Origin of the sequence: Paenalcaligenes niemegkensis (assembly GCF_022230885.1) — a bacterium.
In the GTDB taxonomy this organism is placed as follows: Bacteria; Pseudomonadota; Gammaproteobacteria; order Burkholderiales; family Burkholderiaceae_B; genus Paenalcaligenes; species Paenalcaligenes niemegkensis.
The window spans coordinates 96703-118438 of record NZ_JAKGCT010000001.1; the positions used below are offsets into that span (position 1 = coordinate 96703).

The window sequence follows — 21736 nt, forward strand, 5'->3', positions numbered from 1 at the left end:
CCCGGCGATTCATGCTCTGCCTTTAAAAACGATAGATGGCTTCAGCAAACCATACGCGCCCAGGCATGGGAAAGCCTTCTTTATGCTCGTAGTTCTTGTCGCCCAGGTTACGAACACCTGCCTCGAAGGACATATCGCTACGTGGTGACCAGACCCCTTTCAACCCGAAGGTAGCAAAACCGGCCGTTCGCTCGTACCGTTCAGCATTGTTCTGTACGAAAGAGTAGTAACGGCCACTTTCAGCTTCGACCGTACCGATTACGTCAAACTGATGGTTAACCGTCCAGTTGACGTAAGCAAAGGCTTTATGCGAGGGGATATCACGAACCCGGCGCTCGGGCTGGTATTTATTTTTGCTATGCAGATAAGTATACGAAACACCGGTAGACCAACTGCTGTTGATACGCTGCTGCAAGCTGAACTCAAGGCCCTGGCGATACACTTTTCCGACGTTTTGAGCCTGGTCACAGAAGCCGTTAAATTGGTGTTGAGGACACTCGCTGGAAGCAAAAGTGACGGTGTCGATCATGTCATGCACCTGACTATAGAACACTGCCGTATCAAGCTGTGCACCTGTCCACGGTTCGCTACGGGCACCCAGCTCGAAATGACGGGCATTTTCACTTTTCAGGTCCGGGCTTGGCAAGAACCTGCCCATACGCGCGGAGTAGCGATCCTTAATTGTAGGAAAGCGTGTCTTATAGGCAGCACTGGCGTAGATTTCAGTGTTGTCAGTGATGTCGTGCATAACTTCGACCAAGCCGTTAGTGGCGCTACCCTTGCCCTTAGGCCATATCGATGCATCAAGACTTTTACGGCGTTCGTGGCTTAGCCCTACGCGCATCCGCCATGTATCAGCCAAGCGGATAAGATCTTCAGCGGCAACCGATACGGTGCGATCGGCATAGCGCTCGTCTCCATCTTCGTGCTGGTCATGCTTATAGTGCATGGCTAAATGCAGTTCGTGGTTTTTAAAAGCACGACTGACAAACTCAACTGAGGCACCACGCGTTTTATCGGTATAGGCACTGGTAGGATCATGAATGGTATAGGATTCGTCGGTGTACATATCCAGACCATTTTTGTACTCGTCATGATAGAGACGGAACTTAATATCGTGGTCAGCACCTAGCGCCGTATTACTAATAAAGTAGAAGCTTTCTTTATCCCAGTAAGGCCAGTCCCAGTAGCGCACCCTGTCGCCTTTATCACCAGTGTAAACGGGATTACCTTTCTCGCCTTTCTGGTTTGCATAGCCCACCACATACTCATCGGTCAGGTTCGGGGTGAAGCCCAGCTTAAAGGAAGCCCGTTTATCAAGACGGTGTGCATTCTCGCGATAACTGCCGGTGTCGGTAGGTCTGGGTTTGGAATCTTTAAATCCGCGGCCCAGGGGATATTTATCTGCCTCTAGCCAGGAAACCCCTCCTTGTAGGTACCAGCTTCCCTGGTTGGTTCCAAAGTTGAGCGCGCCCATGCGTTCGTTACCGGTGGCATAACCCATACGCACATCACCCTCGAATTCTTCTGTGGGTCTGCGGCTGACCAGGTTGACAGCTCCACCCAGCGTATTGGGACCATACAGCAATGAAGCCGCGCCTTTGGCCACGCGAATCTCTGACAGATCAAAGGTAGTAAAGCGGTCGAAATCCACATAACCGTCATAGGGTACGTACTGCGGAATGCCATCTAAAAAGATCGGTACCTGACGTGAGTCAAAGCCCCGTATGAAGATTGTTTGTTCGTTTCGCTGCCCTCCGCTGGAGACCGTTACGCCCGGCTGGCGGTTAACAGCTGCCCCTACGTCTTTAAGATTAAAGCGACGCATTTCCTCCTGGGAAATCGCTGTTTCCCCCATTAGGGTGGCAGTATCCAGGTTTCCGCGTACAACCACGCCGCCCAGTTCAAATACTGAGCTGGAATGTGCTGCGGTAGCGCTTAGCATCGCCGCGGCAACGAGGTTTAAGGTGAAGAGACTTTTGGCGGAGTGAAGTCTGGAAGCGGGAATATTCTGGATTCTTTTTGTCATTGTGTTTAACGTCATCATATTGTTATATATATATCTATATATATATCGAATAATAAAATGTTGCCTTGTTTACCCATATCCCCTCTGGCTATGGGCGGGCGTGAGTTGTTAGCAAGCCCGAGCGAGGCGCTTGATTTAGGATATTACACGGATAACGAATTGAAACAAAGGTGTGGTGGCTTTGAACAACACGGTTTTAAAGGCTAGGCTTTCAGTTTATCTCCACCCACACAATGTCAGGGCCAGCGAGGGACGCATCGAATCGCGCCAATGTATACCTTGAGACGCTGCCATCCCCGAAATGGCCCATGTAGGAAATCCCATCGGGTCTGCCTATTCGCAGAAGTCTCGTTGGCTGATTGTGTCCTGACTGCTGATGCGTTGGGCTTCTTTTGAGGTCGCTGGGTTCTTAACACGCCACTATTGTGGTGTTCAGGTGTCCCCAATTGAATTCGTTGCTGGAGGTCTTGGGATAAGGGGCAAAATTTATGGGTTAGCAAGCGCTGCAGTAACTCGGTTCCGTATTCTTGTTTGCCTTCTAACTTGCCCTTGTGGTGGCCTTTTTTTCACCTTTTTGTTCACCTTCATACCGCGCCTGGTCAAGCGCGTCTTCGGCATCGACCAGTACCAGTTCGCGGCGCTCGGTGGCCAAGCGTAGCTCTTCGTCGGAGTACATGGTTTCCAGGTGCGATAGCGCTTCGCGTACCGGCGGGTGGGTGATTTCGTTCATGGCAGCCTCGCCCAGATTGTGTAATAGGCAGCTGATTCAAAGCAACGTGAGTGGCCTGGCTTGCCGCGCTACATTAGGGTGTCTTTATACGCCAGTGGCTGCGATGAGGTCGGCGAACCCTAAGCATTCAATAACACCCGCTCACAATGTACATGCACCTTGGGTTTGCACTTTAACTACTGATACCCCATAGCGCGGCGCTGGCGTGGCGTCATTGCAAACAAAGGGATGGCGTTTTCAGCCGAAACGACTTACCAAGGGATGAATTTCTCGTCCAAGGCTCGGTGGGCTTCCAACTCGTTTAGCACCTGTGCCCGGCTTTTGCTGGACTGAGTAGGATACTCGAGAGGGTAATCGAGTTCGCCATGGGACACGAGCCCGGCAGCCTGTGCATCAGCCAGCTCCTGGCGTACTTCAGCACGGCTCTTCGAATTGCCGGCTTTTGCTACCATCAGGTGCACCAGCCCGTTGTTCGACCAGGTACCGGCCTCTTTAGCCTCTTGAAGTTCCTGTAGGACCTGGGCACGCGAGACGTCCGTATCAGCTGCGGCATTGACCACCCCTACAGTGGCACACAAGGAAATTACAGTTGCAGAAAAAATGCGTTTCATGATAATGATTCAACTAGTAAAAATTGATTAATATAAGTAACCACCAAAGATGTAAAACATGTATTCAGCTTGCGACAATGCAGCCCACCTGGGGGAACAGATAAGGGATGGAATTAAAACAGGACAGCTGGAGTAAAACAGCCAAAGGCAGTCGAGAGGAGGATATACTTAATCAAGCAAGAGATTGTCGTGTCCATACTTACTAGACGGTTTCACGACACAAATGGGCACAGTCATTTAGTAACTAAATGTAACTAAAATTTAAATTATCAGCTCTTAATTGCTAGAAAAAGATCACTCATGCTCAAAGTCATCGCACAAGATTTTATCCATGCCAACAAAATTGACGACGTCGCCCCGCTATACCGGGAGCTCGTCGAAAAAACCCGAAAAGAGCCTCAATGCATTTCGTACGAATTATTCATCAACCAGAAAAACCCGGGCCATTTCATCTTTATTGAACAGTGGCCGGATCGGCAGGCATTGGATGCGCACTGCCAGACTGAGCATTTTAAAAGATTGGTTCCACTGATCGATAAACACCAACGCCAAGAAGGCACGTATCTGCTGATGGATTTGTTTGAGTAAATACCGGGAGGGCGACGTTAACCATGCTAAGACGTGTGTTCAAACAGCCTGACTGCTCATAGCTGTACCCGCGATGGACACCACCGTAATGGGCGCCGCTGTGAAACAACCCAGTATGCCGGATCTGCTCCACGCCCTGCCCCAACTCAAACAATACGCTGCCGAAATTACGTGCCAGTCTGGCTTGCCTTAATCACATTTGGTTTGAGTTTGATGCAATCGAGCGGCTGATAGGTTAAGGCCCTTTCCACACTCACGTTCGCAAACCGAAAATACCCCGTGCATAAAAACCCCGCAAAGCTTTACGCTATACGGGTACCGACTCACTGTAATACTAGAATCGTTTTACGAAAAATTGAGGATGGCTTGCTAGCCATCCTCCGTCAACCAGCATACCTCCTTCAAACCAAGGGCTTACTAAAAACGTACTCTCCAATACATAGAAGCACTATTGTCGGTATTATGGTCACCAAATTGCCCAGCGTAGGACAATCCTAGTGCTGACATTTTTCCGATGTTGATCTCTGCACTGAAGTCGATGACAGCTGCGTTTTTAGCGATGGGTGCGCCCGCTACCGTAAACATCGCACCATTACCCTGCGTGAAAGCCATGTGACGTTGGGGATCTATATCACCAGCTGCATGCCGCCATCCTAGGCCGCCTTTGAATGTCGCTTGCTTGTCACCCAGATTGAGCGTCGTTGTGCCACGCAGGCCAAGTGTAGTGGTCATGACATCATCGTGCTCACTTTTTCCACGCAAGGCAGCTGTTCCACCTGTTTCGGCAAACCCTTTGGCTCGCTGGCTTAACCATGCAACGCCAAGGTAAGGCTCCACTGTGCTGACTTGTCCAAAGGGGAAGGAATGACCTAGTTCAGCAAAAAGATGTGTCGTATTGGCCTTGTAGTCAGCCTTTAAGGTCTGATTATCGCCCACGCTTACGTTCCGTCGGGTATCGATGTCGTGATAGGTATAAGCCGCAGCACCTAAGAGGCTGACGTGCCCTCGCTCGGTAGACCAGCTATTACCACCGTATACTGCCGCGGTATAGCTTGTAACGTCAGACTTGGAAGAACGAGCGTCCACTTTAACGCGTCCATCGGTAAAGCCTAATGCGCCGCCAGCTCGCCAGCCGTTACCAATTCCGGTATCGCCTCCAATGAATAAGCCGCCGAACTGGGTTTTAACTTTGGCCGCATTGCGGTGATTACCCAGCGTACTCCAGCTACCGACGACTTCTGCCCATAAAGGGTAATCCGAAATTGATGGGGAAATATCCGTATCGGACAGACCGAGTTGCCCTGAGTTGCGAACAACCGGCTTGGCTGTAGCGAGTCCATCACGGGCTCTATTGGATATAGTCCGCATCGTTAAATCGCTGGAGTTAAGTAATGCCGACTGTGTACTACCATGCAATTCGCCGGATATCTGATTCAAAGCACCGTCCATGTCAGACGATGCCAAAACGGCGAAAGCTAGGGGTTCTCTGCGCCAGCAGATATGACGCCTTGATAGACGGCGTGCTGGTTAGAACTCCACGAACTCTTTTCTATATTGGTTTCGTCTACCGAAAGGCTCACTTTTACGACCTTCTGACCATACTGAGCAGGGTCAAGCTTGATTCTTGCATTGGCGAAGCTGGTCGGATCTAAATTTTCAGAGGCGAATTCACTAACCAAATCGCCGGTTTCAGTTCTCAAAATCGTATACGCATGATTAAGTAAATAGCCACCATTACCATTTTCTTGGGCAATGGTTAAATCAATTCCTGATAGATCAAAGTCGCCGTCGCGAACAATGATGAGATCGGATAACCCAGCACTGTTGATCTCAGCCGTATACGCACCGCTAAAGCCAGCGTTAGTGGCATAGCTATGGACGCCAATGGAATTGCCCGGACTCAACACGCCACCGTCACCACTCAACGCACCCGCGACAAACAGGTTGCCTCCGAGCGTTGAACCGCTGTTGACTTTGGCGTTGCCGCCGATCGTGATGGGAGCCGTTTGCGAACCCCCGCTTAGACTGGAGCCTTGGTCCAGCTGCACGTCACCGCCAATAACCGTTGGTTCGATGACACTAAAGGCAATCGATGTTCTAGAGCGAGCACTTACACTGCCTCCGATGTCGGCTAAACCGTTAAAGCTCAGTGCAGAGCCTGTCCCCACGATATCACCACCAACCCTCGTCACGCCGTTGAAGACTCCCCGAGTACCAGTGCCTGTTGACACCCCACCACCTATCGTCGCTCCGTTGTTAAACACAATGGTGGAGTTCTCACCTGCCGTTACATTACCTGCAATGGGAGCTCCGCCCTCATCGACAAATGAGGCCTCATCCTCCATGTTGACGTCGTTGATACCACGGACAAGCCCCACCCAGCTGGCACCACTATCAACGGTAAAGTTCGTTTTTCCGGTGCGTGTGGGGGTATCGGGGCTAAGACCATCCAAATCAATAATATCGCCGCGCGAGTTAGAGCCTGCCTGAAGGGTTAAATTGACAAGGCCATCCATCCCGGCGCTGGAGCGATTTACTTGCAACAGAGTGCCATCATTTGTAGTAAGGGTAGAACCAGAGCCAATAATGATATTTTGAGTTTGTCCGGACGCATTGAAGTTAGAAACCAATGATGCTTTTGCTGACTCGACATCTGTGCCGACCAGGTGCACGGTGGCATCGTCGGTCATGACAATGCCATGACTCTGAATCGAATGCATCGTCGAATCAGTAGCGTTAAGCGTGCCGCCATAATTCACTCGGGCCGCAACACTTTTTTCACCCTGTACTTCAACCCACGAACCCGTCAGATTAATAGAACCGCTAACGGGCTCTGAGCCGTTCCGAGCACCAGCTACAACGCCCGCGCTGTTGGCTCCCATAGTAATGATCCGGGCACCATTAGCATTGATTGTTCCCTGTGCTTCCGACTCCGTTCCGCCAACGGCAACCAGACCATTAGCAACTTCATGCGGATAATTGCTGTTCGGCTCTCCGCCAACTGTAATGGAACCACCATTCAAGTTGACTACACCGTTCCAAGCCCAAACCCCATCGCCGACCTCTCCCGTTGTAGTGATGGACACGTTGTTTGCATCGATAGTGGAACCTTCATAGTTCGCATACAACCCATAGGCCATGAATCCATGCGTTGTTATTGTCGCGTCATTAAGTTCTATATGGCCGCCATGATCAGCATAAGCGCCATATGCTCGCTGGCCTAGAGTCTCGATTTCTGACCCGCCTTGCGTAGTGATTCTTGACTCATCCCCACTAGCATATAAGGCATAAGCACGTGATCCATCGCCATTCTGAGTCCCTTTCCCTGTTGAGTTAGCGGTCGTTATGGCCCCGCCCTCTAAACTAATCACCCCGCCCTCATCAGCGAACACGCCATAGCCGCGTATGCCATGAGTGATTACATTTGTATCGGAGGCCGAAATTGTGGAATCGGATCCAGAGGCATACAAGCCGTACGAATGCAGCCCATCAGCGCTAAGGGAGCTACCATTTAAAGTGGCCGATCCACCCTTATGCACATAAACACCGTGCGCGCGCTCCCCTTCAGTATGCACGCTGGAAGCGGTGCTGCTAAGGCTGCTTCCATGAGCGACCTCAAAACCAGAAGCTCGTTCGCCTAACGTTGCGATATCAACATTACTGACGTTGACGACACCACTCGTGGGCTCAGCAGCATCGCCAGCCAGAACTCCTGAAGCATAAGAGCCACGGGTTCGTATTTGAGTTCCGTTTACAATGGCGGCTCCTGAACCAAGATTACCACCATATACTCGCACGCCAGCCGCAGCGTCCCCTTTGGTTGTTATCGTCCCTTTAAAAAGTTCAGCTCTAGCGCCGTTAAATACCTCAACGCCAGAGCTAGCAGTTCCTGCGGTGATGATGTCGGTATCTGTCATGCTAAGGCTTGCGCCTTTATTCGCGACTTGTACGCCTAAAGAGTAGTTTTCCCCTAGGGTCTCGATTGACACACGATCTAACTCGATATGAGTGGTAACTTCTTCTTCCGAAGGGTTTCGATACACTTGGACCGCATGGCCAAAGTGATTGTGTGTGGTAATTTGAACATCACTAGCCCTGATTGAGCCACCGTCGTTCGCCTGCATTCCAACGCTACGTTTGCTACCTGATGCGGTGATACTGCCGCCTTGAATATCTACATGCCCACCGCTGTCTGCACCTATACCGGCCGTAAACGAATGATTGTAATCTTGGCCAGAATCCGTCGAATGCGCACTTAGATCAATGGTCGAATCAATTAATAACAGATTAGCATTGACTCCCGTGGCCCTAGCCGTACGACCATTCATTCCTTCTGGGTGGTCCAAGTTATTGGATAACTCGGTATTTCTTAAAGTTGCACTGCCACCCGACTTAACAAGCAAAACATCATAGGCTGTGCCACTGACTAATGCTCCGTCTCCTGTAAGGCTTCCCCATCGACTACCGTGATAGTGCTACGAGTCATTTTGGATTGACCCAAGTCATATTCGTTACCCACGCTCAGATCAGTAGCGCCACTCGTCGGAATGTATCCGAATACACCCAATAAAGCGACAGTTAGCGTTGTTCGCCGCAGTCTCGTTCCGTTTCTCATCATTTTACTCACTCCCCACTCCTCGTCTGTATGTCAAAACTGTAGGTTTTCGTCATTGCTCTATCACTAGATGCTGAAAAATCTGATGGCTGGCGCCTAGTGTTAATGCCGGTTGATAAATTTGGCTGTGCTGTGGCCCATATCCCTTTGAAGAAATAGCCAACACCTCGCCGTGAATAAATGGGTACTGATGTACCCGATGTTCGAAATTTTCGACGTAGATTGGCGACAACACCGGCCAAGCTTTCAGAATATGGCTTATGAAGTTCAGATTGCCATCCGTCGAAATCTTGAAATGTGACCAGCCCCCACGGGGACGTGATAAAACCGTGCATCAACTTTCGCTCTGCTCGTGCCAGCACTATCACTCGGCCCGTAGGCGCAACAAGTTCCCAACCTTGATTCTTAAGGCTCCAAGCTTCGTGTTTTTGTTGTTTCAGAGCTGGCGATACTTGGCTCGTGACTTTGCGCTCTTGAGAAATGTCTAAAATTGGGTTTGACGGGAGTTCAGGTAGCAAAGCCGGTTGGCCGTGCTGTATATCAGCACTAGGCAATTCGTACTGTTGGTATTCGCCGCACATCGCCGCCACTATTTTTTCGGCGATGAGCAACTGGTGAATGCGGATGGACAGACAAAGATCTACATCCAGAAAAGAACCAGAAGATTCAGTCGAGTATTCATCATCGTTCAGGAGAAGGACCACAAATGAGAGATGATCCGTTCGTAGGCTTGAAGCAATGGTATACACGTCATATACAGAGGGGTCTGTGCCGTCAACTATGACTACATGCTTTCGCCGAAAGGGCCTACTGCTAAAAAGCTCGGAAGGAGATGTTGATATCCTGCAGTTCAGACCAATCCCGCTGAAATAATAGAACAGTCTCATTAGCTTAATTGAGGCCGGACTGGCTGGCTGGCTCAGCACCATCAAGGTGATATCGAGCTTATACATAGGGCCCCGGGTTTTCTTTACGGCTATCCCGTCCTTTAGCCGTATCGGAAGGGCGGACTATGCCTGGAAATAAAGGAGATGAATGGTGGCTAACGTGAGTTGACGCAAATGCATCATGGACAATGGCTGACCCATCCAGCCAGGAAGGAGTCATACAGGGAAACGCCAGGAAGTAACCTTGAATACCATGGGTCCCGTTATCTACAGTTTCTCTTACCTCGTCCTCTGACTCTATTCCCTCTGCAATGACGCATGGACTGAGATGACCGCAAAGCAGCGTAAGCTGCTTAACGATACGTTCTGAGCGGAGCGACATCTGTGTGTCGTTCAAGGCGAGGTATGCCTTATTAAGCTTTATAAAGTCGGGCCGTATGCGTAACACAAAGTTTAGAGTGCTATGGCCGCCCCCCATGCCATCGATTGCGATGTTGCAGCCCAGTAACTTAAGCGTCTGTAATAGCAATACTGCTTCATCGTTTTCCGTGATAAAGCTGGTTTCTGTAATTTCAATTGTCAGGCGTTTCGCTACTTCGGGCTGTTTACACAACTCCTCAAATAACACCCGCCACCAACAATCGAATTTCAGCGACTGCGCTGAGATGTTACAACCTAGGTTTATCTCAGGGTGCTTCTTTAACAGCTCTACGTGTGTCCAGAGAAGACTGCGATCAAGCCGACTTACCAAACCCAACCGTTCCGCTGCGGTGATTTGGTTTGCACACGTCGTAAGCTCTAAGGTTGTCCTGTTGGCACGCCGTCTTAGCAAGGATTCCCAGTAAAGCACTACGCTCCTATCATCGACAGACAGAATCGGCTGAAAAGCCAGAACGAGCTCACCTGTCGCTAACTGAGAGTACAGAGATGAAGTTAGCGCCATGTCCGTTCTGAAAGTTTTTTCTTTCTTGCCTTGTCCCCCGAGCCTCAGTGTTGCAAGTACAGAATTTGTAAGCTTGGAGATGTCTCCGCTTTGTATCAATTGTCGCTGTTTGTCTGAGCATTCGATCAGCGTGGTTTCGATGTTAAGAAATACGCTGTCGTCCCCACTCTTAATCGGCCGTTCCATTAGAAGAGCGTTGATGTGCTCACACAGTGCGTCTTCGTTAGGTGAACCACCATCAAGGCATGCAGATAGATCTATCAGAAAATAAGGGCCGTCCAAGAAAACCAGGTGGGGAAATGGGTTGCTAATAAAGGCTAATCGATGCTTGACGTAACTATTAACTGCGCTTTGTACATCCCCAGCGTAAGTTGAGATCAACTCAGACAGATTTGTGACGTGAACGAGCGCAAGGTGACGCAACACCGCCGCACGGGTAGGGACGCGAGTCGAATGATGAGTGGCCGGAGGTTTCATCTTCACCGCTCGGACTCAGTGTCGTGCTGGAGCGACAGCACCATGAGCCGGCGACAAGAGGCTTATCGCGCTAGACTCATTGGGGAAACTGACAAAAGGCACCCCTTGTGTCAATATTGAACGGTATAGAAAATCCTAGCGGAAGAGTGAGGAATTATGTCAATTTTTGTGAGAAAACTTATAAGTACACAAGGGGTGCCTTTCGTCAAATTTAGCAACACATGAAACGCAATGACTCACTTAAGGTTGGTATTCGTCACAACTCACCCAACGTTACATATTCACGTTTTTTGCCTACGACCTAGTTGCATCGCAGATTTCTTGTATTGAAGTGAAACGCCACCCCTTAGTTGTGTCATCAGCTAGGGCAACAGCAGGGCAAAGAGACGGACACGTTGTTGCTTTAATGGCCAGTAATTTGTTTCACAGGAAGAACATAAAGATGTCAAAAAACCATATCCGGTATGGATATGCTCGCGTATCTACCGAAGACCAGAACCTAGACCTTCAAGTTGCCGCTTTAAATCAAGCCAACTGTCTAAAAATCTATACTGATCAAGGTGTCTCCGGTGCCCTCCACTCTCGTCCTGGCTTGGACAAGCTCATCAGACGACTAAAACCAGGTGACACGCTGGTGGTATGGCGTTTAGATCGCCTAGGTCGTTCTTTGCGATATCTTGTGGATTTGATCGACCTATTTGGAAAAAAGGACATCCATTTTGTTTCTTTAATGGAGAATATTGATACAACAAGCTCAGGGGGACGACTACTTTTTCATATGATGGCTGCATTGGCCGAATTCGAACGCTCTCTTATCAGTGAACGTACAAAAGCAGGAATGGCTGCCGCCCGTGCAGCCGGAAAGCACGTTGGACGTAAACCCTCTCTGAATTGCACACAACGCGCAGCAATAAAGATCGCTATAGCTAATGACATTTCTCTCGATATATTAGCAAAACAATATTCGGTCCATCCTAGAACTCTCCAGAGATTCCTCTCGAAATCCAGTAATGACGCCTTACCATCAACGTGAGGCGCTGCACCAATAGTGTGATGATCAGGCCGGCTATCCGCTCTCAAGTCAAAGTCTGATCTGGAAACCTTCAGGCAGTTCATCATGTTTAATGAAGGCTCGGGGAAATATACCCATAGTTCGACATATATTGCGTAGACACAAAAAAACCCGCAAAGCTTTTACGCTTTGCGGGTTTCTCTATGCTTGTCTATTGAAGTAGACTTTGTTTTGGCGGACAGGGTGTCCGCTGCATGTTGAGTTTATATGCCGCTTTCGAGGCTCTGTTGGTAATTTTCCACCATTTATCAACCAATAAATTTAAGCTATGTGATTTATTTAATGTAGCCCAACATACCGCTGCCGCCGTGTTGTTGTGGATCATGATCGTTGCGGCAACGGCGAGCCAAACTGCATAAGTCACCCAATGCAGCATGTGCTGCTTGCAATGACGCTTGAAGCCTCTCCATTTCACCCGCAGAGTATTGACGACTACCGTCGGGGTCGTAGCTTGCAAGAGCTTGACCATAACGTACTCCTGCATCGGCGATGTCGCTGAGCAACGGACGCATACGTTCAGCATGTTTCTGTGCACATGCCTCGATGTCATGAAGTAGGGGGCTAATGGTCTCGGCGTCTACGGTAGGAGGGAAAACTCCGGGTTTCATAAGCGTCCATGGTTAAGAATGATTAACTTTCGACAGAACAATACCAAATACAACAAAGTCTAGGCTATAAGTCTTTGAACAGCTCGCCGACTGATACGCCTAACGCGGTTGCTAAAGTCTCAATAGCATCAAGAGAGGCATTAGAACCCCCGTCTCAATTCGACTCATGTAAGTACGGGCAAAACCACACTTGTCGGCGAACGCTTCCTGTGAGAGCCCTGAGGCCTTTCTGAGGCAGCGTACTTTGGTGCCAAAGCGTTTTCTTAGGATAGGTTGCATCCCAAGCTTTTACCGAGTGTAAACTAAAAGGAACACACACTAATCGTGACATGTGGTCTGATCGTGACATTTTGTGGTTCTTATTGAGTACTTGAGAATAATAATTTTTATATAAAGGGGAAATAAGATGAGAAGTAAGATTCTGTTGATGATTTTGACGATGACGTTAACAGGCTGCTCTTCTTTGTTTGGGGGAGGGATAACACTTTCGAACGTATGGCTGAGGTCCGTGCTGAATGCCAAGCTCAATGGGACGCGCCGGAGTTTGCTCCTATCCGCAATAAAGTCGAGCTGAGGCCGACTGCTGAAGGAGGAAAATTGCGCTTCAACGAAAGCTATGCAACTGCAGCCGAACTGCCATTAATTGCAAAGTTCCGCGATTTGCTGGATGAGTGTGGATCAAGGACAGCAAATATTGTTTTTGTAACGAGTCCATCAATCGGAGCAGCGTCTATTCGAAGTACAAACGCTGTGGTCGAGCAGTTAGAGAATCTTCGTCGCAAGCGCATTACTTGGGGCGAATTTAATACACGACGTTACGCAATCATAAATGGACGCGCAGAGACAACCATTCGGAGTAATCAGCGTCGGCATGAAGCTGATATGCGGGATGCACAACGGTCACGTGAGCGAATGCTTGAGGACGCCACTCGTCGGAATGAGGAAGCAATGAGGCGTAATGAAGAAATGCTACGCAACAGTACTCCAAAGCAGACTACGACAGATTGCACTCCAAATGGATTCGGTGGGTTTAATTGTCACTCAACTCAGTGGTGATGGCTTTTCTTTTATTAAATACTTTAATCGAGAAAAATATGAAACGTATTTTGTTTGCCATATCAATTTTAATTTCTCTACCCGCCTATTCCTTTGCGCAGGGGATAGATTTTATGGCGATTCAACGAGGCCGTCAGCAAGCGCAAGATGAAAACTATCAAGATCAGCTGCGCCAACAGCAGTTATATGGGTCGCCCAATGGGCAGTATAACGCCGCTCAGGAACTTAGAGAAATGGAAAATCGCCGTTACAGAGAGGAGCAGCTAGTACAACAACGTCGGCAGAATGACTTGCTACAACAGCAGCTTGACAGGGGAGCATGGCCTTCTTCGACGACAACAGAGTGCCAACAAGATGGTTTTGGCGGAATACGATGTACGACTAGATAGCCATGACAAAGAAAGAAACTAAAGATTTATTTTTAGTCGTTATATTTTTTCTGCTTCTGGCGATTGGTTTTTACATTGCACGCCTAGAACAAAAGCTAGAGGCTGAGCAAGTCCGCACAGCATGTGTTCGAGAGTCCTACATAATGGCTAAAAAACATGGGGGAACACCCAGGGAATGGGAGCGGGAGTGCTTACAGCACAGAACGGAGGAAGCATTAGATAGGATAGACATGCAGCATGAATAGGTTGATATTCAAATTTGGCTAAGAGAGTCCATATTTTTGGTTGCGAAATGGCTCGTTAATGTGTACTAGCTCAGATTTTATCTGACGGTCACTGTCAGTTCGTTCAGGCAGTAATCGACCCAAAGCGGAAGTTCGTCGTTTCTTGTCGCCCTAAGTCACGCTCGTCTGTGCTGACGCGAATGTAGACTCGCGCGACGTGGCGTGCGCCTTCATCGCCTACGTGATAGTGCACATTGCGGAGCGGAAGAAGAGGTGAAGACGGACTTCCTTCTGCCTAAGCAACCACCATGACCACCAATACCGCCGTCAACAGAAAAAGATAAACCTTCGCATGAAGAGCGTCGGGAATGCGGCCAATCAAAGGTGAGGCCATGCGAATACCAATCCATGAACCGGCCACGAGTACCAGGAAGGCACGCAGATCGACATAACCGGCGTACCAAGCACCCAGTGGCGCGTCGTTCCATGCTAGCAGCACATACGTCGCGGTCCCTGCAGCCGCCATGGGCAGCGACAGCGGGTTGGCCATGGCCGTCGCGGCAGTCATGCTTGCTCCTCGTCGACGCATTAGGGGCACCGTCATCACGCTACCCCCACTCCCAGGAGGGCGGCAATACTGCCGATAAGCACACCCACTGTGGCGGTCGCCGACCGACGCATGGGGCGCATCTCTGATGCGACCGTGTGCATGAAACCTGGCCGCAATATCGCATCCAGAATCGTGATTGCCAGATAGATAACGAAAGCCCATCGCACCCAGTCACTGCTTAGCGAAACCGCAGCCACCGCACCGAAAATGGCACCCAGTGCAATGTAGCCCGCTAACGGTCGAACGTCGTTCCACTGCAGCGTTCCAGCCCGGTGATGGCGCAGCGTAGCCATTGCCGCACCGAAGATCATGACGCAGGTTGATGTGGCAACGGCGATCTGCATGGCGGCATGACCGACCCCGGTGTCCGCGCCATGGGCTCCGGTCAACACGGTATAGAGCAAAGGAACGATGACGAAGCCGCCACCGAAGCCGAACAACACGGTCGTGATGCCGGCCAAGCCACCAAAACACAACAAAAGCAGATACACGATGCGACACTCCATCTTGTCATAAAGACCGTACGATAGCTTGCGCCTGACTGGCTTACTTTCGAAGACCGGTCAATAATGATCTAATTTCGGCCATCGGTCTTATTTATGCTGAACATCGCTTTGGACACCGTTGATCACATCACGCGCGTCATGGTTGCCATCGGAACCGACTATCCCGCCGGAACCCTGCTTGATACCCATACGCATCGCCGCGCACAGCTGCTGTATGGCATGACGGGTTTGATGGAAGTCGATACCGACGACGGCGCGTGGGTGGTGCCTCCGTACAACTGCGTGTGGATTCCGGCCGGAAAACGCCACCGTGTACGTATGCATGGCGTCAGCACTCGAAGTATATATATCGAGCCCAATGCGGTGCCGCGTGTAACCGGCGATTGCGAGGTACTGAGCGTCTCACCTCTGCTGCACCACTTGCTAGTCGCGTCCGCCGACATTCCGGCGCAGTATGACGAATCGGGGCGCGACGGGGCCTTGGCGCAACTTATTCTGCACGAGCTGCACATCGCGCCCATCTTGCCGCTTTTTGCGCCTATGCCCCGTGATTGCCAGCTGGCAAAAATGTGCAGAAAATTCCTGCGAGAGCCCCATATCCGCGCGACTCCGCAAGCATGGGCCAGCGAATTGAACAAGAGCCTGCGCACCTTCACACGGCTGTTCCGCCAACAAACCGGAATGTCCTTTGGCGCCTGGCGCCAGCAGGCGTGCCTGCTGGCAGCCCTGCCCAAGCTATCGTCCGGCGCACCCGTCACGCAAGTTGCTTTGGATTTGGGCTATGACAGTCCAAACGCATTTTCCAGCATGTTTCGCAAAGCACTCGGTCAATCGCCGTCGAGCTTTGCGCGTGCCGCATCATCACCGCATAGTTTTTGACGCATAAAGATGACGCCTGCCATGCTGATCACGGCGTCAGCTCGACCGCTAAATAAGTTTACCGCTCCAGGCAAGAGTCAAAAGCCTCACAGAATTTTCTGACATACAGGAGTCTGTTGTGAGATCGATGAGACGTTCGGGCGACCACGCTATTCCATTGATGACCGTCCGCCCTTGGCCGTGAGTCGCCTGTCATGATCGGCTGAAGTCGACCGAGGCTGTGTGAAAACTCTTCGAGCGAGCATTTTCAGGGGTGAACCCTTGTCGGCATCGAGAAAATGGATTCTGACGCGATCTGAGAGGTCGAGTAAGAAAGCCAGGCCAATCGGCAAACGTTTTCACACAGCCTCGTCCCTGAGCAGCCGTACGCTTTACTCAATATCACGCTGATCTTCTGGACTATGTCGCCATTCGCACAAGTGCTATTTCCGCGTACAACCCCCAATTCCGAGAATTAGAGAGCAGTACAAACCCACCAGCGTAATGTTAATCGGCAAAAAACTCTGCTACAATCCAAGATTACGGTATCTGCAATAGATACTGGTTATCGTTAACGACGATAATAAATAAGGTGGACCCAGCTTGCTGGGTGGCTCGGCCGGGCGCCTATCCCTCGGACAATTCCAAGCAAATAAGAACTCGCTCCGGGACCCCTTTTACGCATTCAGTTCGCGGTGCGATGCTTCGTTTTGCTGCATCTTAATTAACAGAACCATCAATGTTTGTATCTACCCTTCGTCGCGATTGGTTTTCCAATCCGCGCGCGGATATCCTTGCGGGTATCCTTGTTGCACTTGCACTCATCCCCGAAGCCATCGGCTTTTCCATCATCGCAGGAATAGATCCCCGTGTGGGACTCTACGCCTCGTTTTCAATTGCAGTCATCATTTCATTTGTCGGTGGACGCCCCGGCATGATTTCTGCGGCGACTGCGGCTATTGCTGTTTTGATCGTACCGCTGGTGCGAGATTATGGCGTTGACTACCTTTTTGCTGCAACGATTCTCATGGGACTGCTGCAAGTCCTAGCCGGCTTCTTGAGACTTGATCTTCTTATGCAGTACGTATCTCGGTCCGTCGTCACCGGCTTCGTAAACGCACTTGCCATCTTAATCTTCATGGCACAACTGCCTCAACTCACGAATGTGACGTGGATCACCTATGCCATGGTGGTTGGGGGGCTTGCAATTATCTACCTGTTGCCCCGGCTTACCACAGCAATACCTTCACCGCTTATCGCCATCGTTGTACTCACTATCCTTGCGATTTACGGCAATCTCGACGTACGTACAGTGGGTGACATGGGCGAATTACCGTCTACGATCCCGTCGTTTTTCATTCCGAACGTGCCGTTTACCTTCGAGACGCTGCGGATTATTTTCCCCTTTTCACTGACCATGGCCGCAGTTGGGTTACTCGAATCCATGATGACGGCACAGATTGTCGATGATCTGACCGACTCGCCCAGCGATAAGCGCAGGGAATGTAAAGGCCAGGGCATCGCCAACTTTGTGACTGGCTTTCTTGGGGGTATGGGTGGTTGCGCCATGATTGGTCAGTCGGTCATTAACGTCAAGTCCGGCGGGCTCACACGCCTTTCTACCTTTGTGTCGGGCGTTTTCCTGCTCTTTCTGATCGTTGTGCTGGGGCCGCTTGTGGCTCGTATTCCGATGCCAGCACTAGTGGCTGTAATGATCATGGTTTCCATCGGAACCTTCAGCTGGGGTTCCATTAAGAACCTGCGTTCTCACCCCTGGCAGTCATCGGTGGTCATGCTGGTGACGGTCATTGTCGTGGTGTGGACTCATGACCTGGCAAAAGGTGTTTTGGCAGGAGTAATCCTGAGTGGACTATTCTTTGCAGGTAAGGTTAAGCGGCTCTTTACGGTGCAGTCCGAACTATCAACAGATGGTAAGACGCGAACTTACTTTTATTCCGGTCAAGTGTTTTTTGCATCGGCTGAACGCTTTGTTGAGGCGATCGACTTCAAAGAAGTTGTCGATAAGGTCGTGATCGACGTTTCGGACGCTCATTTTTGGGATATTTCTGCTGTTGGCGTTTTGGATGATGCAGTCATCAAGTTAAGACGCGAAGGTGCTGCCGTAGAAATAGTGGGACTTAACAAAGAAAGCGCCGCTATGGTTGGACGCTTTGCGACACACGATCAAGCCCCTACAAACGCGTCGAAACACTGATTTTTGGAGAGAAAGAAAATGACAAAAATACTTGCTTGCATCGACACATCGCCGTACGCAAATAGCGTATGTGACCTGACAGCGTGGGCTGCACACCGTCTTCCCTCGTCAGTCGAAGTGCTGCATGTCGTCCAACGGAAAAGCGCCGTACAAGAGCGACACGATCGAACTGGAGCTATCGGGCTGGGCGTTAAAAGCGACCTTTTGGAAGACCTGACCCGCATAGAAGAAGCCCAAGGGAAACTGGCTATCGAGGCTGGTCGTGTGCTTTTGGATACTGCTGCAGAGCGGTTACGTGCTACAGGCATCCATGATCTGACGCTAGCGCATCGCCACGGCGGTGTTGTTGAGACAATCCTTGAACGTGAAGAAGAGTGCGATCTGCTTGTCATGGGCAACCGGGGTGCGTCGGCGGAGTTTGCTATTGCACATTTGGGTTCAAAAATAGAAAGGGTGATACGTGCAAGCAAGAAGCCAATTCTTATTGCGCCAAGCGATATCGGCGATATCAAAAAAGTGATCCTGGCCTACGACGGCGGCACGTCAGCCAAAAGAGCGCTCGAACTCATGGCTTCATCACCATTATTTGAAAATCTGGAGCTTCATGTGGTTTTTGTGGGCGAGGATAATGAACAGCATCGCATCATGCTTGCGAACGCGCACCAGCATATTAGCGAGTCTGGACATTCGTTAACCACGAGTATTCTTCATGGTTCCCCAGAGCCGGTCATCGCCGAGCTCATGGACTCCACCGACGACACGATGTTGATGATGGGGGCATATGGACACTCACCACTACGCAATCTTATTGTAGGTAGCACAACGACGTCACTGATTCGGATGGTTGCCAAACCAATACTTCTCATACGCTAAGTGGCGCAAGTGCAGGTGTCCAGTGAATGCACTTTAACGTCCGCAGCGTTGTCGCTCTTCGGCTCATATGACTTCAATGCAATGTCCGCTATTGGCCGAGGCTGTGTGAAAACGCTTCACTGGTCGCCTGATCCCAATTAAAATAAGCCATCCCGTTTAAGCGAGGTGGCCGATGAAGCGATTTATCGAAGGCGAGGAGCGAAGTCAGATCGCCTTGCTCCCTGAATGCCTTGATGATTATGTCACCGAGGACAACCCGGTTCGCGTCATTGAGGTCTTTGTCGACGAACTGGATTTGCATGCGCTCGGCTTCAAGGGTATGCAACCCGCATTGACCGGGCGCCCTTCATATCACCCGTCCGTTCTTCTGAAGCTCTATCTTTATGGCTACCTTAATCGCGTCCAATCCAGTCGACGTCTGGAGCGGGAAGCACAGCGTAATATTGAACTGATGTGGCTCATTGGGCGGCTGGCTCCTGACTTTAAGACCATTGCCGATTTTCGTCGTGATAACGGTGTTGGCATTCGGAATGCGTGTCGACAATTTATTGTGATGTGCCGCCAACTCAAACTGTTCTCACAAGCCATCGTTGCCATTGACGGTAGTAAATTCAAGGCCGTTAATAACCGGGATAAAAACTTCACCCCCACAAACTCGATCACCGAATAAAACAAATCGATGAGAGCATCGAACGCTATCTGGGTGCGTTGGAAACGGCTGACCGAACTCAGCCAATTGAGGTCGAGGCTACTACGCAACGGCTGCAAGAGAAACTAACCAAGCTTAGGCAACAGATGCAGCAATTACGGATGATTGAAGAACGCTTGAACCAGCAACCAGATAAACAATTATCCCTGACCGACCCCGACGCGCGATCAATGGCGACCAGCGGCAGGGGTACTGGCATGGTCGGCTATAACGTGCAAGCAGCGGTCGATACCAAACATCATCTAATTGCTGCGCATGAGGTCACCAATGTCGGCCATGACCGAACACAGCTCTCGAATATTGCGTTTAAAGCACAAGAGGCGATGCAGGAAAATACCTTGGGGGTAGTTGCAGATCGTGGATACTTCAAAGGCCCAGAAATACTGGCTTGCGAGCAGGCGGGTATTGAGACGTATGTTCCCAAACCCATGACGTCCAACAGCAAAGCTGAGGGGCGATACAGTAAACTGGATTTCATCTACCTTGCCCAAGACAATGAATACCAATGTCCGGCTGGGCAACGACTCACTTATCGGCACTCAACACGCGAAGAAGGCATGAAAATCGATGTTTACTGGACATCAGCCTGCAAAACCTGCCCCCAGAAAATGCAATGCACCACCGGTAAGGAACGTCGAGTCAGGCGCTGGGAACATGAAGACGTTTTGGATGCCATGCAACGTCGCTTGGATAGCACGCCAGGCAAGATGAAAGAGCGGCGCTGTACCGTGGAGCATGTCTTCGGAACGCTAAAATTCTGGATGGGGTCAACGCACTTTCTAATGAAGTCGCTCCCCCATGTGGGTACAGAAATGAGCCTACATGTGCTGGCCTACAACCTGCGACGGGTAGTAAATATTCTTGGGGTTGCCGAGACTATCAAGGCGATACGACTGGTGGGGGCATGAGGCCCCTTATTCGCCTTTTTTAGAGCGTTATGCGCCGCTCATATTAGCCGTCAGAAGCATCAGCCTGGCCTACGACAATATATAAACTGGATTGCGGGAATATTATGACCCAATCCTACTCCAATCGTCGGGCTGGGCAACTCAAAATGTGTTTTCACACAGCCTCGACCCAAAGCGGCCAGTCGAAAAATCGAAAAGCGGACTTTCGAGGAGCATGAGGCAGAGTGGTACAGGGCGATGGAGTGATCGATTCGGCAAGGCTCTGGCTAGAATTCTTTCGTGCAGCGGGTTTTAGCATAATAGTAAATTGAAGCATTGCGTAGGTGTCTTAACTGTCCTTCTCCATCCCTACCTTCCGGGTAAAACGACAATGTAATTCGATCGTTACCAGCATGCCAAATCATCTCAACACCTTGGACGGTTCCTCCGCCAGAGCCGCTCCATGCGCGTTGATTGGTCTGTACTTTGTGCGGTTGACCATGTAGTCCAATGAGAGAATTGAGTAGGGGTATGTATTCGAGGTCAAAGTCAATCATCCGAATATATGAATCCAAGGTTCCTTCGCAGAACGAAAATGTTCCGTGAATTTGAGGGTCTGCAAGCCTGCCAACAACCCACCAGTCTCCATTGGCCGCTTCTTTTGCATCAAAGCCCGCTTTCGCTGCTTCAGCAATCAACTGTTCGCGAGTCATTCCTGAATGGTAACCGTCAACATCGAATGCGTTTGCATCAATAGTGAAAGACAGCAAAGAAAGTGCGATAACGGCGTGTAAAAAAACGTATGCATAGTCATACCAACTTGTAGGTGCTAAAAACATTAATCGACAA

17 protein-coding genes, 2 pseudogenes and 1 other annotated feature are annotated in these 21736 nt (G+C 50.2%); of the genes and pseudogenes, 8 read left to right on the forward strand and 11 right to left on the reverse strand.

Going from position 1 to position 21736, the window contains the following annotated elements:
* Positions 1-22 precede the first annotated feature (22 nt).
* The 3 genes from L1889_RS00495 to L1889_RS00505 all read right to left on the reverse strand — a co-directional run bounded on the left by L1889_RS00495 (position 23) and on the right by L1889_RS00505 (position 3370).
* Positions 23-2029, reverse strand: coding sequence for a TonB-dependent receptor plug domain-containing protein (locus L1889_RS00495; protein WP_238663410.1), 2007 nt, complete (start codon positions 2027-2029; stop codon positions 23-25).
* Between the two features lie 538 nt (positions 2030-2567).
* Entirely contained in the window at positions 2568-2759 is a 192-nt protein-coding gene (locus tag L1889_RS00500) for a hypothetical protein (RefSeq protein WP_238663411.1), read from the reverse strand.
* Between the two features lie 251 nt (positions 2760-3010).
* Positions 3011-3370 carry a DUF4148 domain-containing protein gene (locus tag L1889_RS00505; protein WP_238663412.1) on the reverse strand — a complete coding sequence of 120 codons (360 nt, stop codon included), beginning with the start codon at positions 3368-3370 and terminating at the stop codon, positions 3011-3013.
* Positions 3371-3670: 300 nt separating this feature from the next.
* On the opposite strand from L1889_RS00505, the gene L1889_RS00510 reads away from it, so the two are divergent.
* Positions 3671-3958 carry a putative quinol monooxygenase gene (locus L1889_RS00510; RefSeq protein ID WP_238663413.1) on the forward strand — a complete coding sequence of 96 codons (288 nt, stop codon included), beginning with the start codon at positions 3671-3673 and terminating at the stop codon, positions 3956-3958.
* 417 nt (positions 3959-4375) lie between these two features.
* On the opposite strand, the gene L1889_RS00515 is transcribed toward L1889_RS00510, so the two are convergent.
* The 4 genes from L1889_RS00515 to L1889_RS00530 form a co-directional block, all read right to left on the reverse strand.
* Positions 4376-5395 carry an autotransporter outer membrane beta-barrel domain-containing protein gene (locus L1889_RS00515; protein ID WP_238663414.1) on the reverse strand — a complete coding sequence of 340 codons (1020 nt, stop codon included), beginning with the start codon at positions 5393-5395 and terminating at the stop codon, positions 4376-4378.
* Positions 5396-5433: 38 nt separating this feature from the next.
* Positions 5434-8286, reverse strand: coding sequence for a beta strand repeat-containing protein (locus L1889_RS00520; protein ID WP_238663415.1), 2853 nt, complete (start codon positions 8284-8286; stop codon positions 5434-5436).
* Positions 8287-8581: 295 nt separating this feature from the next.
* On the reverse strand, positions 8582-9526 hold the full coding sequence (locus L1889_RS00525) for a helix-turn-helix domain-containing protein (RefSeq protein ID WP_238663416.1): 945 nt from the start codon (positions 9524-9526) through the stop codon (positions 8582-8584).
* On the reverse strand, positions 9519-10880 hold the full coding sequence (locus L1889_RS00530; protein WP_238663615.1) for an EAL domain-containing protein: 1362 nt from the start codon (positions 10878-10880) through the stop codon (positions 9519-9521). Before L1889_RS00530 ends, L1889_RS00525 begins: the two co-directional genes overlap by 8 nt.
* Before the next feature lie 457 nt (positions 10881-11337).
* On the opposite strand from L1889_RS00530, the gene L1889_RS00535 reads away from it, so the two are divergent.
* On the forward strand, positions 11338-11913 hold the full coding sequence (locus L1889_RS00535; protein ID WP_238663616.1) for a recombinase family protein: 576 nt from the start codon (positions 11338-11340) through the stop codon (positions 11911-11913).
* A 314-nt stretch (positions 11914-12227) separates the two neighbouring features.
* Here the strand turns inward: L1889_RS00535 and L1889_RS00540 are convergent, their stop codons facing one another.
* Together L1889_RS00540 and L1889_RS18970 are read right to left on the reverse strand one after the other, a co-directional pair.
* A complete protein-coding gene (locus L1889_RS00540; protein ID WP_238663417.1) occupies positions 12228-12560 on the reverse strand; it encodes a hypothetical protein in 333 nt (110 codons plus the stop codon).
* Between the two features lie 111 nt (positions 12561-12671).
* Positions 12672-12839, reverse strand: coding sequence for a helix-turn-helix domain-containing protein (locus L1889_RS18970; protein WP_372870932.1), 168 nt, complete (start codon positions 12837-12839; stop codon positions 12672-12674).
* Positions 12840-13055: 216 nt separating this feature from the next.
* On the opposite strand from L1889_RS18970, the gene L1889_RS00545 reads away from it, so the two are divergent.
* Together L1889_RS00545 and L1889_RS00550 are read left to right on the forward strand one after the other, a co-directional pair.
* The gene (locus tag L1889_RS00545) at positions 13056-13616 is read left to right on the forward strand and encodes a hypothetical protein (RefSeq protein ID WP_238663418.1); all 561 of its coding nucleotides are present in this window, start codon (positions 13056-13058) and stop codon (positions 13614-13616) included.
* Positions 13595-14005 (forward strand): hypothetical protein, encoded by a 411-nt coding sequence (locus L1889_RS00550; RefSeq protein WP_238663419.1) that lies wholly within the window; start codon positions 13595-13597, stop codon positions 14003-14005. Before L1889_RS00545 ends, L1889_RS00550 begins: the two co-directional genes overlap by 22 nt.
* A gap of 519 nt (positions 14006-14524) precedes the next feature.
* On the opposite strand, the pseudogene L1889_RS00555 reads toward L1889_RS00550, so the two are convergent.
* Positions 14525-15333, reverse strand: a pseudogene (locus L1889_RS00555) (sulfite exporter TauE/SafE family protein).
* Positions 15334-15438: 105 nt separating this feature from the next.
* Here L1889_RS00555 and L1889_RS00560 point away from each other — a divergent pair.
* From L1889_RS00560 to L1889_RS00575, 4 genes and pseudogenes are all read left to right on the forward strand, one after another.
* A complete protein-coding gene (locus L1889_RS00560) occupies positions 15439-16224 on the forward strand; it encodes an AraC family transcriptional regulator (protein WP_238663420.1) in 786 nt (261 codons plus the stop codon).
* 570 nt (positions 16225-16794) lie between these two features.
* Positions 16795-16847, forward strand: a sequence feature (sul1 is cis-regulatory element that is thought to sense ions involved in sulfur or methionine metabolism; They are found in Alphaproteobacteria).
* A gap of 95 nt (positions 16848-16942) precedes the next feature.
* Positions 16943-18418 (forward strand): SulP family inorganic anion transporter, encoded by a 1476-nt coding sequence (locus L1889_RS00565; RefSeq protein ID WP_238663421.1) that lies wholly within the window; start codon positions 16943-16945, stop codon positions 18416-18418.
* Between the two features lie 18 nt (positions 18419-18436).
* A complete protein-coding gene (locus tag L1889_RS00570; RefSeq protein WP_238663422.1) occupies positions 18437-19291 on the forward strand; it encodes a universal stress protein in 855 nt (284 codons plus the stop codon).
* A gap of 172 nt (positions 19292-19463) precedes the next feature.
* Positions 19464-20908 (forward strand): annotated as a pseudogene (locus tag L1889_RS00575) (IS1182 family transposase).
* Positions 20909-21174: 266 nt separating this feature from the next.
* Here the strand turns inward: L1889_RS00575 and L1889_RS00580 are convergent.
* The gene (locus L1889_RS00580; RefSeq protein ID WP_238663423.1) at positions 21175-21726 is read right to left on the reverse strand and encodes a hypothetical protein; all 552 of its coding nucleotides are present in this window, start codon (positions 21724-21726) and stop codon (positions 21175-21177) included.
* Positions 21727-21736: the final 10 nt, after the last annotated feature.

Excerpts from the sequence above, each read along its gene's own strand:
- L1889_RS00495 (WP_238663410.1), bottom strand. The coding sequence starts at position 2,029 with ATGACAAAAAGAATCCAGAATATTCCCGCTTCCAGACTTCACTCCGCC.
- L1889_RS00500 (WP_238663411.1), bottom strand. The coding sequence starts at position 2,759 with ATGAACGAAATCACCCACCCGCCGGTACGCGAAGCGCTATCGCACCTG.
- L1889_RS00505 (WP_238663412.1), bottom strand. The coding sequence starts at position 3,370 with ATGAAACGCATTTTTTCTGCAACTGTAATTTCCTTGTGTGCCACTGTA.
- L1889_RS00510 (WP_238663413.1), top strand. The coding sequence starts at position 3,671 with ATGCTCAAAGTCATCGCACAAGATTTTATCCATGCCAACAAAATTGAC.
- L1889_RS00520 (WP_238663415.1), bottom strand. The coding sequence starts at position 8,286 with ATGAATGGTCGTACGGCTAGGGCCACGGGAGTCAATGCTAATCTGTTA.
- L1889_RS00525 (WP_238663416.1), bottom strand. The coding sequence starts at position 9,526 with ATGTATAAGCTCGATATCACCTTGATGGTGCTGAGCCAGCCAGCCAGT.
- L1889_RS00530 (WP_238663615.1), bottom strand. The coding sequence starts at position 10,880 with ATGAAACCTCCGGCCACTCATCATTCGACTCGCGTCCCTACCCGTGCG.
- L1889_RS00540 (WP_238663417.1), bottom strand. The coding sequence starts at position 12,560 with ATGAAACCCGGAGTTTTCCCTCCTACCGTAGACGCCGAGACCATTAGC.
- L1889_RS18970 (WP_372870932.1), bottom strand. The coding sequence starts at position 12,839 with ATGCAACCTATCCTAAGAAAACGCTTTGGCACCAAAGTACGCTGCCTC.
- L1889_RS00545 (WP_238663418.1), top strand. The coding sequence starts at position 13,056 with ATGGCTGAGGTCCGTGCTGAATGCCAAGCTCAATGGGACGCGCCGGAG.
- L1889_RS00560 (WP_238663420.1), top strand. The coding sequence starts at position 15,439 with ATGCTGAACATCGCTTTGGACACCGTTGATCACATCACGCGCGTCATG.
- L1889_RS00565 (WP_238663421.1), top strand. The coding sequence starts at position 16,943 with ATGTTTGTATCTACCCTTCGTCGCGATTGGTTTTCCAATCCGCGCGCG.
- L1889_RS00570 (WP_238663422.1), top strand. The coding sequence starts at position 18,437 with ATGACAAAAATACTTGCTTGCATCGACACATCGCCGTACGCAAATAGC.
- L1889_RS00580 (WP_238663423.1), bottom strand. The coding sequence starts at position 21,726 with ATGTTTTTAGCACCTACAAGTTGGTATGACTATGCATACGTTTTTTTA.